The organism is Veillonella parvula DSM 2008 (assembly GCF_000024945.1).
Lineage (GTDB): Bacteria > Bacillota > Negativicutes > Veillonellales > Veillonellaceae > Veillonella > Veillonella parvula.
Map to the genome: position 1 here is coordinate 1264469 of NC_013520.1, position 15392 is coordinate 1279860.

At 38.0% G+C, this 15392-nt stretch carries 17 protein-coding genes; 1 reads left to right on the plus strand and 16 read right to left on the minus strand.

The features are described 5' to 3' along the window. The 5 genes from VPAR_RS05560 to nth form a co-directional block, all read right to left on the minus strand. Window positions 1-906, minus strand: coding sequence for a DUF1385 domain-containing protein (locus VPAR_RS05560; protein WP_042466781.1), 906 nt, complete (start codon window positions 904-906; stop codon window positions 1-3). 57 nt (window positions 907-963) lie between these two features. Further along, a complete protein-coding gene (gene rpmE, locus VPAR_RS05565) occupies window positions 964-1161 on the minus strand; it encodes a 50S ribosomal protein L31 (protein ID WP_004696185.1) in 198 nt (65 codons plus the stop codon). Between the two features lie 79 nt (window positions 1162-1240). Beyond that, window positions 1241-1510 carry a YdbC family protein gene (locus tag VPAR_RS05570; RefSeq protein ID WP_004696187.1) on the minus strand — a complete coding sequence of 90 codons (270 nt, stop codon included), beginning with the start codon at window positions 1508-1510 and terminating at the stop codon, window positions 1241-1243. A 104-nt stretch (window positions 1511-1614) separates the two neighbouring features. Beyond that, window positions 1615-3060 carry a hypothetical protein gene (locus tag VPAR_RS05575; RefSeq protein WP_012864503.1) on the minus strand — a complete coding sequence of 482 codons (1446 nt, stop codon included), beginning with the start codon at window positions 3058-3060 and terminating at the stop codon, window positions 1615-1617. A 1-nt stretch (window position 3061) separates the two neighbouring features. After that, window positions 3062-3697, minus strand: a complete 636-nt coding sequence (gene nth, locus VPAR_RS05580) for an endonuclease III (protein ID WP_004696192.1) — start codon at window positions 3695-3697, stop codon at window positions 3062-3064. 123 nt (window positions 3698-3820) lie between these two features. Here nth and VPAR_RS05585 point away from each other — a divergent pair, with 123 nt between their 5' ends. After that, window positions 3821-4090, plus strand: coding sequence for a DUF896 domain-containing protein (locus tag VPAR_RS05585; RefSeq protein ID WP_012864504.1), 270 nt, complete (start codon window positions 3821-3823; stop codon window positions 4088-4090). A 129-nt stretch (window positions 4091-4219) separates the two neighbouring features. On the opposite strand, the gene VPAR_RS05590 is transcribed toward VPAR_RS05585, so the two are convergent. From VPAR_RS05590 to mraY, 11 genes are all read right to left on the minus strand, one after another. Continuing rightward, on the minus strand, window positions 4220-5467 hold the full coding sequence (locus VPAR_RS05590; RefSeq protein ID WP_012864505.1) for an aminotransferase class I/II-fold pyridoxal phosphate-dependent enzyme: 1248 nt from the start codon (window positions 5465-5467) through the stop codon (window positions 4220-4222). A gap of 247 nt (window positions 5468-5714) precedes the next feature. Next, window positions 5715-6284 carry an outer membrane beta-barrel protein gene (locus VPAR_RS05595; protein WP_004696198.1) on the minus strand — a complete coding sequence of 190 codons (570 nt, stop codon included), beginning with the start codon at window positions 6282-6284 and terminating at the stop codon, window positions 5715-5717. Between the two features lie 80 nt (window positions 6285-6364). Further along, a complete protein-coding gene (ftsZ, locus tag VPAR_RS05600) occupies window positions 6365-7405 on the minus strand; it encodes a cell division protein FtsZ (protein WP_004697140.1) in 1041 nt (346 codons plus the stop codon). 138 nt (window positions 7406-7543) lie between these two features. Further along, the gene (locus tag VPAR_RS05605; protein ID WP_004696202.1) at window positions 7544-7888 is read right to left on the minus strand and encodes a small basic family protein; all 345 of its coding nucleotides are present in this window, start codon (window positions 7886-7888) and stop codon (window positions 7544-7546) included. After that, complete coding sequence (locus tag VPAR_RS05610) at window positions 7885-8580, minus strand: DUF881 domain-containing protein (RefSeq protein WP_004697175.1); 696 nt, start codon at window positions 8578-8580, stop codon at window positions 7885-7887. Before VPAR_RS05610 ends, VPAR_RS05605 begins: the two co-directional genes overlap by 4 nt. Then, window positions 8581-9462 carry a cell division protein FtsQ/DivIB gene (locus VPAR_RS05615; RefSeq protein ID WP_008714136.1) on the minus strand — a complete coding sequence of 294 codons (882 nt, stop codon included), beginning with the start codon at window positions 9460-9462 and terminating at the stop codon, window positions 8581-8583. It abuts the gene before it with no gap. 28 nt (window positions 9463-9490) lie between these two features. Then, complete coding sequence (locus tag VPAR_RS05620) at window positions 9491-10423, minus strand: D-alanine--D-alanine ligase family protein (RefSeq protein ID WP_004696208.1); 933 nt, start codon at window positions 10421-10423, stop codon at window positions 9491-9493. Beyond that, window positions 10420-11802, minus strand: a complete 1383-nt coding sequence (murC, locus tag VPAR_RS05625) for a UDP-N-acetylmuramate--L-alanine ligase (protein WP_004696210.1) — start codon at window positions 11800-11802, stop codon at window positions 10420-10422. Before murC ends, VPAR_RS05620 begins: the two co-directional genes overlap by 4 nt. 14 nt (window positions 11803-11816) lie before the next feature. Continuing rightward, window positions 11817-12926, minus strand: coding sequence for an undecaprenyldiphospho-muramoylpentapeptide beta-N-acetylglucosaminyltransferase (gene murG / locus VPAR_RS05630; RefSeq protein WP_012864506.1), 1110 nt, complete (start codon window positions 12924-12926; stop codon window positions 11817-11819). After that, complete coding sequence (murD, locus tag VPAR_RS05635) at window positions 12926-14296, minus strand: UDP-N-acetylmuramoyl-L-alanine--D-glutamate ligase (RefSeq protein WP_012864507.1); 1371 nt, start codon at window positions 14294-14296, stop codon at window positions 12926-12928. Before murD ends, murG begins: the two co-directional genes overlap by 1 nt. Window positions 14297-14379: 83 nt before the next feature. Further along, the gene (gene mraY, locus VPAR_RS05640) at window positions 14380-15366 is read right to left on the minus strand and encodes a phospho-N-acetylmuramoyl-pentapeptide-transferase (RefSeq protein WP_012864508.1); all 987 of its coding nucleotides are present in this window, start codon (window positions 15364-15366) and stop codon (window positions 14380-14382) included. Between the last annotated feature and the right edge of the window lie 26 nt (window positions 15367-15392).

The window sequence follows — 15392 nt, forward strand, 5'->3', positions numbered from 1 at the left end:
TTATTCCTCTTCATATGCGTCACTCTCAGGTGGACGGACCTCTTCTAAAGCTCGTATAGCAACTTCAATTTGATCATCTTCTGGTTCACGCGTTGTCATATATTGTAACGCAAGACCTAGTTTAATAAGAGCTTTCACAAAAGAATGATCGCTACGTCCAGCAAGACGAATTACCTCGTACGCAATACCAGCTACTACAGGCATAAGGAGTACGCGGCTCACGATACGTTCCAACAAATTGGGCCAACCCAAGAAAGCAAATACAAAGATACTAACTACCATAACAATAAGTAAGAAGTTTGTACCACATCGCGCATGCAAGCGACTTTGTTGGCGAACGTTTTCTACAGTTAAAGGCAAATCTAATTCATAAGTATGAATCGTTTTATGCTCTGCACCATGATATTGGAAAACTCGTTGAATATCCTTCGTAAGACCAATCCCCCAAATATAAAGTAAGAAAAGTATTAAACGAATGACACCTTCAATGAGATTTAATACTATATGATTATCTTGTACACCAGGAATGAATTTTACGATAAATGTAGGCAATGCCAAAAACACAGCTATCGCAAACAGTGTAGAAATGACCATGGTAATGGCGATTTCACTATTAGACATTTCTTCCTCTTCATCGCCAGCAGCCTTAGCAGAGAAGGATAAAGCCTTCATGCCTATCACTAGAGATTCATAGAGAGCTACACAGCCACGAAGAAATGGTTTTTTCAATATTGGATATGTGTCAGCAATGGACTTTGTAGCCTCTTTTTGAACTACAATAGTTCCCGCAGGCTCACGTACGGCAGTTGCCGTATAGCCAGGGCCTCTCATCATGACACCTTCGATCACAGCCTGTCCTCCGACAAACTTTTTTATACGTTCTCTGTTCACAAGATCTCCTCTCATAAACAAATATAGGCAGAGCCAACAGCCCTGCCAATACATGTTACATTACAATACAAATTATTTGCCGTAACGTTTGTTAAATTGTTCAATACGACCACGAGCTTGAGCCGCACGTTGTTGACCAGTGAAGAACGGATGGCATTTGGAGCAAACGTCTACACGAAGGTCTTCTTTTACAGAGCCAGTTTTGAATGTGTTGCCACAACCGCAAGTTACTGTAGCTTCTTTATAGTCTGGATGAATACCTTGTTTCATTCTATACACCTCTTTCCAGCAATCAATATTATTCTTATAGATTATAGCATGACACCTGCACAAATGCAAGTAACCAATACTATTCCTTGGATGCTTGCTTTTCTTCAATAGCCTCAGCTAAAATAGCTTCCAAGTCGCTTTCATTGAGGATGTCACGCAATGCAATAAGCTCCTCTAAAGAAAGGGTAATACCTTTTTTCATGCTTGTATATTCACTATCCCAAGCACGAAGATCAAACTTAGGATTGTATTTTCCCCAACTAGTACATGTTAATTGTTTTTTCCAACCATCTTTATCTTCAGATAAAGTACCAATAACCTTGAAGATTTCAAAATTAATAACTGCCATAGGTCCTCCTTTCTTACATATTCATATGCTATGTTTCGTATCTACTATATTTAGTAGTTCATATTTTTTAGGATACGATATATTTTAAACCAAAATTATATGATTTACAATTCTTTTTTATAGTCACTATAATCTTCAATATCAATAGAAGCTGTAGGTGGCATAACTTGTGCACCTAATGAATCTACGGTCTCTTTCCAACTCGTTGTAGCCTCCGTAACAGCCTTAATATATGCCTCGTCAGCAGCCTGTACAGATTCAATTAGTTGGGTCTCATCCTTTACATCTAATATGCGACGACGTACGCTACTAAGCATATAGCCAAAGGATTCATCTGTTTGAACGAGCATGGAGATTTCTTGAATCAATGTTTGACCCGTAGTGCTGCAGAAATAGGCATACCACATATATGCTAATTCAGCATCTGGGAACATCCAGTACATATCATCTACAGGCGCTTCTGTCGTAATATCTACATCAATATGATCAGTATGACGTTTAAAAGTAAGAAAATAAGCTCCACTTTCAATAAGAGCAGTGCGACCTAATTCAGATACACGGCTATCAATGCAATAAATACCATCTTGACCTAAGGCTACGTCCGTTTGACTGCCGGGCAACAAAATAGAACGCAAGGACAAGCCATAATTTAATACCGTAAATACTGGCAATTGCGCAAATACGCCATGAGGTAATGGAATATAATTAATTGTTTTCCACTCATCCCCTACACGTTCACGAAGACCAACACGCATTTTTTTTACATCGTATTTACCATATACGATTTCATAAGCCCCTAATGGAGTCCATTCCCGTATAGCTTCTACTCGTTTTTGGTTCAAGAAAAATTGCAACGCCATATTATTTAAGCCCAATTGATTTTGTGCCATTGTAGCAGGTAAGAATAATTGAGCAGTCCCTTCTGGAACCAAGTTATGTAATCCGTTAGCGACCTCTTCTACAATATCTTCAGAGGATTGGAACATACCAACTGTGCCTGTAAAGATATGGTCAAAATAGCTACGATGAGGCCATTGATTAATGATTTGAGCCATCGGATATAAACGTGTCAAAATGCTATAACACACGGGAGATGCCGTATACAGAACGACTTTTTTATCTTCATAAGATTGAAGAATCTCTTCAACCATGCCTGCATATTCTTCTACATAAGCATACAGAACCAATTCTCCCGTTTTACTATGAGCCTCGATACTTTCACGAACAGGAGTTTCCCAAATAGTGCCTACATCTAGACCTTCTAAAATGCCTGTGTCACTAATAAAATCAAACAATTCCACTCTAAAGGATGGTCCATAAAGAGCTTGGAATGTATTCAAATCATATGGTACAGGACCAAAGGATTCTACTGTGGATTTTTCTGCTAACGCATATAAATCATCTGCCGTTACACCCCACTCACGGGAGCTAGCATTACTAGAAATCAATTGATCTAGCACTTTAAAACGCATTAACTCATTTACAATATCAATTCCCTCAATACCATGATTAGCACAAAGGGCAATAAATTCTTCGTTATTTTCTTTCATATTAAACCTTTCCGGCTGAAGGACATAGATGATTTAAAAAACATTCATTACACAAAGGCTTACGAGCCTTACACAATCTACGACCATGATAGATTAACCAGTGGTGTGCAGCAGCCCAGTCCTTTTTTGGAATTGCCTTTTGTAACTTTTGTTCCATCTCTTCTGGCGTCTTAGCAATACCTAATTTTAATCGGTTAGACACGCGAAATACATGTGTATCTACCGCAATGGCTGGTGTACCAAATAAAACGGATACCACAACATTTGCTGTTTTACGCCCCACACCAGGCAATTCAACGAGTTGATCAAACTCACGAGGCACCTCTCCATGATATCGGTCAACTAAAATTTGACAAGTAGCAATTAAGTTTTTTGCCTTGGACTTATAAAGACCGCAATCTTTAATGAGAGTCTCTAACTTAGCAACTCCGATTTCAAGCATCTTTGCAGGATGATTAAGTTCTGGGAACAGTCGTTTAGTAACAATATTAACCCGTTCATCCGTACATTGTGCAGACAAAACTACAGCAACTAATAATTCAAATTCATTTGTATACTCAAGGGCAGGTTTTGCATCAAAATAATGCTCTTGTAACAGTTTCAACTGCTCTGCCTTTATCGCTTTTGTTACACGCATACAGTTCTCCTTTCTCACCTGTGAAAGTACAGACGCGTACAACTTATATCTTACCATACGTATTCATTAAGTTCTATGTTATAATAAAACATGCTATTCTAATATAGAATACAGGAGGCGCATATGAGTAATATTAACGATACAATAAATCGAATAAACGAACTAGCTGCAAAGAAAAAATCTGGTCAAGAATTAACACCAGAAGAATTAGCAGAAAAAAAAGAACTATATGAAATCTACTTAAGCTTCATTCGAGGGCAAATTACAAGCACCTTAGACCGCGTTGAATTTGTGGACCCAGAAACAGGTGAACGAACAGTTCCTAAACGAGCTCTCGAAGATTTGGCAAAAGAAGCTGATCAAGACATTAAAGAGCATAAGAATATTCACTAATGTAAGAAATAAACAAATTTGATTACATTACTAATATCCTTTTATATTTATTCAATCAAATTTATATCTACATACTAAAAACCACTTGATACATGTATCAAGTGGTTTTTAGTATAACTTACTTATCTATTATAATTTACCAAGACTTTTCATGGCATTATAAATTTTCTCAGCTAGACCTGTCATTTGACATTTAGGAATACCGCATGCTGCTATACGAATACCATTTGCTAATGCAATCACATAGATGTGCTCTTTTTTCAATTCTTCACAGATAGCATTCGCAGAGTCTGTAGGAATTGTAATAAAGAAGCCACCGCGGTAAGGTAACATAGGAAGTCCTACTTGTGCTGCTTCTTGTTTAAAGATATCAGCACGATCGCGAATTAATTGATAATAGCAATTGCGTTCAGCTTCATATTCCTTAAACTTAGCTGGATCAGCCACAATATTAGCCATTGTACGCATTGCGGGACGACAAATATTGGACCATGTGGCACGACTTGTAGATTTGTTAACTTCGAAAAACTCATCAGCTATTTCTTCATCATCAGAGATCCCAATCATCGCACCAACGCGCTGACCATACATAGTAAATCCTTTAGATAAGCTATAACACACACAGGTGAGAATTTCTTTTGGTAAATGACTAAATTTATTGAAGAACGCACGTACCTCATCTTTTTCACCAGAGTAATCAAGATATGCTACATCAATACCAATAATCACATTATTTCGACCAATAGCAACTAAATCCTTCAAGAAATTAAGGATAGAATCCCAATCTTTATCCTCAATAGAGTAGCCGGTTGGGTTATTACCTGGTGTGTTAAAGATAACAACCACATTTGTTTGTTTAGCCGCCAATTCGTTTACACGATTTTGGAATGCTTCATGATTAAAGTTATTATGTTCATCAAATAAGGAATACGTAACTAGTGTACGTCCAGTATCACTACAAATAACACGGTATGCACCCCAGTACCAATCCGCTGTTAATACTTCATCACCAGGCTCTGTATAGTTATGAATCAAATGATGAATGCCACCAGTGCCACCTGCGGTAGCAATGCTACGAATATGACCTTCTGGACGGAAATTACCAAAACATTCTTTTTCAGCAGCACACAAAAAATCTGGAATACCCGCAATTGGTGCATAACCAACATGTTCAGAATCCGAAAGACTCAAATATTCTTCTTTAACGGTCTTAAGAAAAACTAAGTTTCCCTCTTCATCATGAATAGCACCCAACGTACCATTCACAACATTCTCACGGCCATTTTCTTTAGCATCAGCTTGAGCTTGACCAGCAGTTACGAAGATTACGTCTTTTAATTTTTTTCCTTTTGCATGCTTTGCAGCAACACTTGTCATAACTTGCACCATCCTATCTGAAATGAATATTACACATTTATCATACCTAAACTGATTTAAATATACAACGTATATTCAGTAAATATATTGTATACATAGAAGATTTAACTAACTATTAGTAATTCAACACTTATTAAATATATATATAATAATTAAGTACCTTATTTAGGAAAAATAGTTAACAAATATACAATAAAACAGTAAATATATAAAAAAAGACCACTCAAAAGAGTGGTCCTTATCATCCTTAGAAGGAGTAGCCTACACCAGCGTGTAAACCTTTTGCAGTTTTATCATTGCTATCTACACTATATTTATCATAGCCATAGTATACATTCAAATCTACATCAGGGCGTACTTCATATTGAGCACCTACTTGATAAGTTTGCTTAATATCATTACCCCAACCAGCCTTAGCAAAGCCGTTTACTTTATTAGTCAAAGGTACATGACCGATAACACCGGCTTGGAAACCAAGTTCAGTATCATTTGTACGAATCGCAGTACCTGCACCATATAGATTTACATTTGGATGTACCTTATAAACCAATGCTAATTGATGATCTTTAATATCGCCATTTTTTGCATTTAATTTATCGTAAGAGTATTGTAATGCAGCTTTATTGGAAAGGTCGTGTTGTAAAGAAACACCGAAACCATCATTGCTATTGCCACCACCGTTAGATACGTGTTGTTTAAAAGCATAATCAGCTTGTACCTTAGTGGATCCATCACTAATTTTTGTTACAGGAGCTGCAGCAAATGCACTGCCGGCTACAACTGTAGCTGCTAAAGTTAATAATACTAATTTCTTCATTTTTACCTCCTATACACATACCAATGGTATGTCTTAATAAGTTACTAATTGATAGGTATAATAATTATACAATCTATAAATTAGCGTTTCATGAATACAGGGATATCAGGGATACCACTGTTAGTATTTGTAGTGGATGCCGGACGGGATGTAGTTGTTGTTTTACCGAATTCAGGTACATTCTTAGTATTTGAATTAAAACCAGTTGCCACAACAGTAATTTGAACTGTATCGCCTAAGCTTTCATCGATAACAGAACCAAAGATAATATTTGCATCAGGATCCGCCGCTTCAGAAATAATTTCGGCAGCTTCATTAATTTCAAACAAGCTTAAGTTAGCACTACCGGAAATATTGAGTAAGATGCCTTTTGCACCATCGATAGATGTTTCCAACAATGGGCTATTAATAGCCATTTTAGCTGCGTCAGCAGCGCGGTTTTCACCTTCGCCAACGCCAATCCCCATCAATGCTTCGCCTTGTTCAGTCATGATAGTTTTAACATCTGCAAAGTCAAGATTGATCAAGCCAGGAACTTGAATCAAGTCTGAAATGCCCTTGATACCTTGGCGAAGTACATCATCAGCTGTACGGAATGCATCGCTTAAGGAACATTTTTTATCTACAACTTGCAACAATTTATCATTAGGAATAACGATAATAGTATCTACTTTTTGAGTCAAGAATTCAATGCCTTTTTCCGCTTGTGCACGACGGCGTTTACCTTCAAAAGCGAACGGTTTAGTAACGACGCCTACTGTCAAGGCACCGATTTCTTTAGCACATTCTGCAACGATAGGAGCAGCACCTGTACCAGTACCACCACCCATACCAGCAGTTACGAATACCATATCAGCACCTTCAAGAGCTTTTATAATTTCTTCACGGCTTTCTTGAGCAGCCTCTTCACCAATTTGTGGATTTGCGCCTGCACCAAGACCTTTTGTAACCTTCTCGCCAATTTGAATCGTTACATCCGCTTTAGATAATTCAAGCACTTGGCTTTCAGTATTAGCGGATAAAAATTGAACACCTTTAAGATCGCTATCTACCATGCGATTAACAGCGTTATTACCGCCGCCACCAACACCGATAACTTTAATATTTGCAAAATCAGACATTGAACTTCCTCCTCTTATCGTTATCTATCGTATCAATATACGTCCCAATGTATCGATTTATATACTGACAATCTTATAACAATTACATTTATTTTACACTAAAATTTAAAAACTTTCCACTATATAGAATGTGATTTATTAGAATCGCTTAGTCATAATAATCTTTCGTATAGCGCCTACATTAATAAATACATGCAATCCAAAGCCAATAAGAGCTACGTAATATAGGTTAATTCCTATGAGGTCACCTACATATACAAGAATAACAGCTAACACAACATTTGAAAAGAACCCAAGTACAAAATTACTAAGATCAAAGGTTCGTTCCAATGCAGCCCGGCTACCACCAAATACAGCATCTAGTGCAGCCAGAACAGCGACTGATGTGTAATTTGCATAACTTATAGGTATATGAAATGGTGAAAGCCACCCTAATGTAGTACCTACAATTAAACCAACAATGGCAAAGATATAAATATTCATTCTTTACCTCCTGTTTCATTAGGCTTTATATGCTCTTCTCTGAAGGTTCCTGTAAAAGCTGGAATAGCTATTTCATTTTCTTCCTTTATGGTTACCTTTATGCCCCAGTGTTTCAAGGAATCTACCACACCGCCTCGCATGGTGAGCGCAGAATTTAATGTTTTTGGATCACCAATTGCTTTAACTGTAAAAGGCGCCCCAAAAACCTTACCATTCACAGTAATAGTCGGGCCAGAGCATCGTATTTCAGAAGTCCCTATGAGACGTTGATCATTGATAGCTATCGCCTCAGCCCCACCAGCTCGCAATTCATTAACAATACGTAAAATATCTTCATCATGAATTACATATAAATTAGGATTTTCACCACTTTGAATTGGCTTTAAGCTATCCTCAATTAATACACTAACACCCGTACCTTTAACATTAGTTAAAGCCGCTTTCATCATCAACTGTTCATCTGCTTTAACATTGCTACTAGCACCAGACTGTTTAAGTTCTTCTATTTGTTTTAATAATGCATCACGTTCACTTTGGGCCTCTCGTAATTGTACGGCTAAATCACCAGCCCGTTGTAAACGGATATTTTCTTCTATATTATCTTGAGTCATCTTATATTGAGTAACAACCATGAAACCCAATATACAACTGACTAAGGCTATTGCCCACCGTTCGTGTCTCACGACAATCATCTACCTTTTATCTTCAACATGACCTTGTTTATCTTGTTTTTTATCATCCTTCTTAGTAGATGAATTTTCTGTTGTCTTTGTTCCAGTCTGATGCTTTTTAACTTCCGGTATTACATCAGTTTTTATATATGGTGATGAAACATTAACATCTATATATTGTACATTGCTATGTGTTGTCTTAATATCTTGTAACATAGACTGAGTTAACTCGGCTTTTTTAGGTAAGTCTTTACTATCTCCTAATCTAATTTGCACCCCCGATACGGTATAAGCCATTATTGCATCAGGATCTCCTATATTGACTTCTGCAATAGTCTTGAAGGTGCTCTCATCAAGAGAGTTTAAGTATTCAAGAGCCGCTAAAATGGGCTTATCAACAACGGTATCACCTAACAAAATATTTCCCGCCTTAACACCTGATATCATTGGTACCGACGTATCTTGTATTGCAGGCTCTGATGCAATCACTTGACCTTTACTGTCAAGTGTTAAATAACCAAACTGAGCTGGTACAACTGCAACAGCTTTGCGCTCTATGACACGTACAACCATTGTAAATGGCAATTGATAACTAATTTGGGCCTCTTCAACCCGTAAGTCTTTCGCCAATCTAGTTTTTAATTTCTCTGTACTAATTTGCAATATATTTACAGGTTCATGAATATCCCCTGCTACCATTACATCTTGTACAGTTACCTTATCCGATCCTATAATTTTTAAGGATCCAAAAGGAATAGGTAGTGTAAACAATCCCACCAACACGAGAGTAACTGCACCACCGATTTTTAACACTCGTTTTCTAAATACAGCCCGTTCATCATGAACAGGTGTAGAAGACTGCATCTCCCCAGAGTTGGATGGATGGTATTGCTTGTCATCCATAGATAACTCCTTATGTTCTATTCAGCCCTTAAAATTTCCCTATACTAGCTGTTAATAGAATCTTTTCACATAATGTTGGAAAGTCAATTCCCATTTCTTTAGCTGCCTTTGGTACTAAAGACGTTGCCGTCATACCTGGCACAGTATTGTATTCTAGAACATACATATTATCTGCATGATCTGTCATAATATCAACACGAATAACCCCACTGCCTTGTACTTCGCGATACACAAGTTCCCCTATGCGTTGCATCTCAGCAGTCATTTCTTCACTAATAGGCGCAGGTACTAAATATTCTGTAGCACCTACAGTATATTTACTGGTATAGTCATACTCCCCAGAATGTGGACGTATTTCAATTACTGACAATGCCTTTCCGTCAAGAACGGATACTGTAAATTCGCGACCATCAAGAAATTGCTCTACTACAAGAATCGGATCATATTTTAGCGCTTCTGTAACAGCAGCCTCCAATTGTGCCTCATCACGAACGATGGTAACGCCAATACTAGAGCCTTGAGTGGCAGATTTCACTACTACAGGAATCGTAAACTGTTTACGAATATGTCCTATAATAGCTTCTGCAGATTCTAAATTACCATTAAAGGATTCAGAAGTAGCTGTTGGAATATTAGCCCCTTTGAAAACATCTTTGCTTACTTTTTTATTCATTCCTACCGCATGAGCCATGATGCCCGATCCAGTATATGGAATTTCTGCCATTTCAAGTAAGCCTTGTAATGCACCATCTTCACCATAACGACCGTGAATTGCATTAAATACAATCTCTCCACCTAAGGATTCAATGTCTTTTAAAACAGTACGAGGATTAAGTTCTAATGTTTGGGCATTATACCCTTTACTTTCGAGTGCTTCCGCAATAGCAGCGCCAGTACGGCGAGATACTTCAGCCTCTTTGGAAGGACCACCCATCAATACGATTATTTTTCTATCTTTCATTGCAAGCCTTCCTCCAATATAGCTAATAATTTAGGTCCATATTGATTAATAGAGCCGGCACCCATTGTGATAACTAGATCATTAGGTCGCACAATTTTTGCCAATACAGCCGGTATATCATCAACAGAAGGTACATAATGTACAACCTTATGTGTAGCAGCTTCAACAGCGTCAGGAATAGTACGTCCATCGATACCTGCAATCGGATCTTCACCAGAACTGTAAATATCTGTCATATATATTTCATCAGCACTTGTAAAAGCAGTGGCAAATTCATCTTTCAACAAGCTTGTACGTGTATACCGATGCGGTTGAAACACACAAATAACGCGATGTTTTTCAAGCTCTTTTGCTGCTCTTAAGGTCGCTTTAATTTCTGTTGGATGATGTGCATAATCATCGACAACCCAGACGCCAGCAACATGACCTTTTGTTTCAAAGCGTCGTTTTGCACCGATAAATTTACCTAACGCTTTTGTAATAAAGCGATTCTCTACACCGCAACATTCATGAGCCACAATAAAGGCTGCCAATGAGTTTAATACATTATGTTCTCCAGGCACGCGCAAGCTGATGCGGCTTATATTAATGCCTTTATGATATACATCATATACCAAGGAAGAGTCCACATAATGAATATTTTTTGCTACATAATCATTATTATCCTCTAACCCATACGTAATAAAAGTACGTTTTACGCGGCTCATAACATAACGAATATTTTCATTATCACCACATACGATAGCTTTGCCTGCTTCTGGTAACGTTTCGACGAACTCACAGAAAGCGTTTAACAAGTTATCCATAGTTTTATAATGATCCATATGATCATCTTCAATATTAGTTATAACGATAGTATGTGGATGCAATTTTAAAAATGAACCATCGCTCTCATCCGCTTCCACAACGGAAAAATGGCCTTTCCCAAGGCAACTGCTACCTTTGAGATAATCTACTTCGCCACCGATAATTACTGTAGGATCCGCATTAGCCTCCACTAAAATTTGTCCAATCATTGAGGTTGTAGATGTTTTACCATGCGCACCAGCTACTGCGATACCATCTGTTACATCTAATACAGCCTTTACAATATCAGAACGATGTAAAATGGTAATCCCTTGCTCTTTAGCAGCAACAATTTCAGGATTGTCTTCACGAATCGCTGTAGAACGAACTATGGCATCAACACCATTTACATATTCTTTATTATGACCGATATGCACCGTGGCACCCATATCTCTAAACTTAGAAATCACTGCAGATTCAGCAATATCTGAACCAGATACATCATAACCTTTTTGAATCAAAATATTCGCTATCGCACGCATACCAGATCCACCAATACCGATAAGGTGAATTTTGTGAATACCGTCTAACATAAAACCTCTCCTTGTTACTTTGCAATAGATAAAGCTAATTTTGCAATATCATGAGCCGCATTCGGTTTCCCCAATTGCAATGCTCGGTCTCCCATTTGTGCCAACAAATCACGGTTGGCCATAAACATCTCGATTTCCCCTATTAAATCGTGAGCACTCAACATTTTATCTACAATCATATGCGCCGCCCCTTCTTGTACAAAGATACGTGCATTATAGGTTTGATGATCTTCCGCTGCGTATGGATACGGTATCAATACGGATGGAATACCGCGAACTGCTAATTCTGCAAGACCTATAGCACCAGATCTAAATACTGCTAAATCGGCTGCTGCTAGTGCTTTTGGCATATCATGTAAATACGGCAAAATCAAAGATGAACTACCTAAACCATCCCCATCGGTAATGCCCAATTGGGATAAAACAGATTCATATTCTCCGTTTCCCGTAATATGGATTAATTTAATACCTTTCACACCTTGGAAGTGTTTATGTACATCTATCATAGCATTGTTAATAGTTCTCGCCCCTCGAGAACCTCCAGCTATGAGTACTGTAAAGGTATCATCACTTAAATTGAAATAGTTACGTCCCACTGTTCTCGAATCAACTAGCACATCTGGACGAACAGGATTCCCTGTATAGACTACGCGCTTTGCTTTAGAAAACGATGCTTCCGCATCCTTATAGCCTAGGGCTACCACATCAACAAAACGACTCAGAATTTTATTAGTAATACCTGCTATGACATTCTGTTCTTGAATTATAGTAGGAATATTATGTAATGCTGCAGCCAAGAGAACAGGCCCACATACATAACCACCAGTACCAATAACAACATCAGGTTTAAACTTACAAACTATAGCATTAGCTTTTACAATGCCTAAAGCAGTTTTACCTAATGTAACTAAAGTACCTAACGATAATTGACGCTGCAAGCCTTGCACAGGAATCGTAGTAAACTCTATTCCCTCTTTAGGAACTAATGTAGCCTCGAGACCTTGCTTGGTACCAACATATAACACCTTTGCATCAGGATTTTGTTTCATAATTTCCTTATATATAGTTATTGCTGGATATATATGTCCACCAGTGCCACCACCTGAAATAATAACACGTTTCATTAATGGTGTCCTCCCTCTTGCAACATATGAACACAACGTTTAAAGTCATCTCCACGCTCTTCAAAACAGCTGTACCAATCAAAGCTTGAGCAAGCCGGAGATAATAGCACAATATCGCCCGTCTCTGCCAATTTATAGCCTTTCTCTACTGCGTCCTTCATGGATAAAGCACGATAAATCGGCTTCACACCAGCCTTTTTTGCAGCCGTCTCGAAACGATCTGCCGCTTCCCCCATGAAAATAACAGCTTTAGTCTTCTCCTTAACTAACTCCATGAAGTCTTCTAAAGGCGTCATTTTATCATGACCACCAGCTAATAGAATAACTTGTTGATCAAAGGATTCTAATGCTTTAACCACAGAATCTACATTAGTCGCTTTAGAATCATTATAAAATGTAATACCATCAATCGTCTTAACGCGTTCTAAACGATGTTCAACGCCATGGAACTCACTAATAATACGATGAATTGTTTCTACAGGTACGCCCAATGCATAAGATAAAGCAATAACGGTCAATATGTTTTCAATATTATGACTGCCTGGAATATGAATATCTTCATCTGCAATAACAAATTTTGCTACCCCATCTTTAGCAATATAACATTTCCCATCAGCATAATAAGCGCCATTCTCTACGGCTTTTTTTTGACTAATCTTTAGAATATGACTAGGCGCACGATGTTCCATATCAGCTACAACGGGATCATCTATATTCAACACTAAATAATCTGTACTTAATTGATTTTCAAAGATGCGTTCCTTCGCAGCAATATAGTTTTCCATCGTCTTATGACGAGCTAAGTGATCTGGAGTAATATTGAGCATAATAGCCCCAATAGGCCTAAAATGCTTGATTGTCTCTAATTGATAACTAGATAATTCAGCTACCAAAAAACCGTCTGCAGGCATAGAATACGCCACTTCACTAAGGGAATCACCAATATTTCCACCGACGTGAACTGGTTTTCCAGAGCCTTCTAGTACTTTAGTTAATAAGGTTGTTGTCGTAGTCTTACCATTTGTACCAGTAACAGCTACGATAGGTGATTTAGATACTTCATAAGCTAATTCTACTTCGCTGACCACGTCAATACCACGAGCCTGTGCTGCTTTTACAATCGGAATATCTAAAGAAATACCTGGAGAAATAACGATACGATCCACGCCATCTAGCAAGGATTCATCTTGACGTCCTGTAATAATATTTACCCCTGCCGCAACGAGTCGTTTCTCCTCAGCCGTAGGCAGTGTCATAGGCTTATAATCATTTAACACAACATGCGCACCCACTTGGGCTAATACCCAAGATGCACCTATACCGCTGGCTCCAGCGCCAAGAACAAGTATATGTTTATCTCCGTATTCCATCTATATCACCTAAATTATCTACAAAATTAATGTATCCTATCTAATAAGCATACCATTATTTACAACTTCCGTTAAGTATTATCTTATAAAGTTATAGTCGCTAAAAGCACACCAATAATGGCTAAAACAGCTCCACCAAACCAGAAACGATTAACAACTGTTTGTTCTGCCCATCCGGAAAGTTCAAAATGGTGATGAATAGGACTCATCTTAAATACACGCACACCACGTGTTTTGAAAGAAATAACTTGAATAATAACAGATAATGCTTCCATAACAAAAATGCCGCCAATCACCACAAGTAACAATTCTGTTTTAGTTAAAATAGCCATTGCTGCAAAGGCACCGCCTAATGCCAAAGAGCCTGTATCCCCCATGAATACTTTTGCAGGGTTCACATTATATACCAAAAAGCCAAGACATACAGCTGCTATAATAGCACCGAAGTACGCAACACTTTCAGCACCGATAGAATTTGTCATCGATACAGCCATCAGGCCAATAACAGAGAATGCTATCGCCGCCACTGCTGATGTACCACCAGCAAGACCATCAAGACCATCTGTTAAATTTACTGCATTTGTAGCTCCTACAATAATCAAGAATGCCAATACATAATACCCCCATCCCAATTGTAATTGTATATCTACAACAGGAATCCATAATGTGGTAGGAACAACCATAATCTCAGTAATGCAATAACAGAATACGGCAGCCAATATAAATTGTCCAAGTAATTTTTGCTTCGCTGTTAAACCAAGATTTCGTTTCTTTACTGCTTTTACAAAATCATCAAAAAAACCTAATAAACAATGACCCAGTGTTAAAAATAATAACATACCTGTGCCCACATTCCATGGTGCAAACAATGCCACGCCAATAACAAGGGCAACCATCATGAAAGCACCGCCCATTGTTGGCGTACCTGCTTTCGCTTGATGACTTTCAGGGCCTTCTTCACGAATACTTTGTTGTGCGTGCAAAGAACGCAACATAGGAATAGCAATTTTACCTAGCACTACCGTAATGATGAAAGTCGCTACGAAGGCTAACAGAATGTGATTTATCATATGAATCCTCTACTTATTAATAAATA

Excerpts from the sequence above, each read along its gene's own strand:
- murD (WP_012864507.1), bottom strand. The coding sequence starts at position 14,296 with ATGGAATACGGAGATAAACATATACTTGTTCTTGGCGCTGGAGCCAGC.
- murG (WP_012864506.1), bottom strand. The coding sequence starts at position 12,926 with ATGAAACGTGTTATTATTTCAGGTGGTGGCACTGGTGGACATATATAT.
- VPAR_RS05605 (WP_004696202.1), bottom strand. The coding sequence starts at position 7,888 with ATGAATATTTATATCTTTGCCATTGTTGGTTTAATTGTAGGTACTACA.
- ftsZ (WP_004697140.1), bottom strand. The coding sequence starts at position 7,405 with ATGTCTGATTTTGCAAATATTAAAGTTATCGGTGTTGGTGGCGGCGGT.
- rpmE (WP_004696185.1), bottom strand. The coding sequence starts at position 1,161 with ATGAAACAAGGTATTCATCCAGACTATAAAGAAGCTACAGTAACTTGC.
- VPAR_RS05570 (WP_004696187.1), bottom strand. The coding sequence starts at position 1,510 with ATGGCAGTTATTAATTTTGAAATCTTCAAGGTTATTGGTACTTTATCT.
- VPAR_RS05615 (WP_008714136.1), bottom strand. The coding sequence starts at position 9,462 with ATGGATGACAAGCAATACCATCCATCCAACTCTGGGGAGATGCAGTCT.
- VPAR_RS05610 (WP_004697175.1), bottom strand. The coding sequence starts at position 8,580 with ATGATTGTCGTGAGACACGAACGGTGGGCAATAGCCTTAGTCAGTTGT.
- murC (WP_004696210.1), bottom strand. The coding sequence starts at position 11,802 with ATGTTAGACGGTATTCACAAAATTCACCTTATCGGTATTGGTGGATCT.
- VPAR_RS05575 (WP_012864503.1), bottom strand. The coding sequence starts at position 3,060 with ATGAAAGAAAATAACGAAGAATTTATTGCCCTTTGTGCTAATCATGGT.
- VPAR_RS05585 (WP_012864504.1), top strand. The coding sequence starts at position 3,821 with ATGAGTAATATTAACGATACAATAAATCGAATAAACGAACTAGCTGCA.
- nth (WP_004696192.1), bottom strand. The coding sequence starts at position 3,697 with ATGCGTGTAACAAAAGCGATAAAGGCAGAGCAGTTGAAACTGTTACAA.
- VPAR_RS05620 (WP_004696208.1), bottom strand. The coding sequence starts at position 10,423 with ATGAAAGATAGAAAAATAATCGTATTGATGGGTGGTCCTTCCAAAGAG.
- mraY (WP_012864508.1), bottom strand. The coding sequence starts at position 15,366 with ATGATAAATCACATTCTGTTAGCCTTCGTAGCGACTTTCATCATTACG.
- VPAR_RS05560 (WP_042466781.1), bottom strand. The coding sequence starts at position 906 with ATGAGAGGAGATCTTGTGAACAGAGAACGTATAAAAAAGTTTGTCGGA.
- VPAR_RS05590 (WP_012864505.1), bottom strand. The coding sequence starts at position 5,467 with ATGACAAGTGTTGCTGCAAAGCATGCAAAAGGAAAAAAATTAAAAGAC.
- VPAR_RS05595 (WP_004696198.1), bottom strand. The coding sequence starts at position 6,284 with ATGAAGAAATTAGTATTATTAACTTTAGCAGCTACAGTTGTAGCCGGC.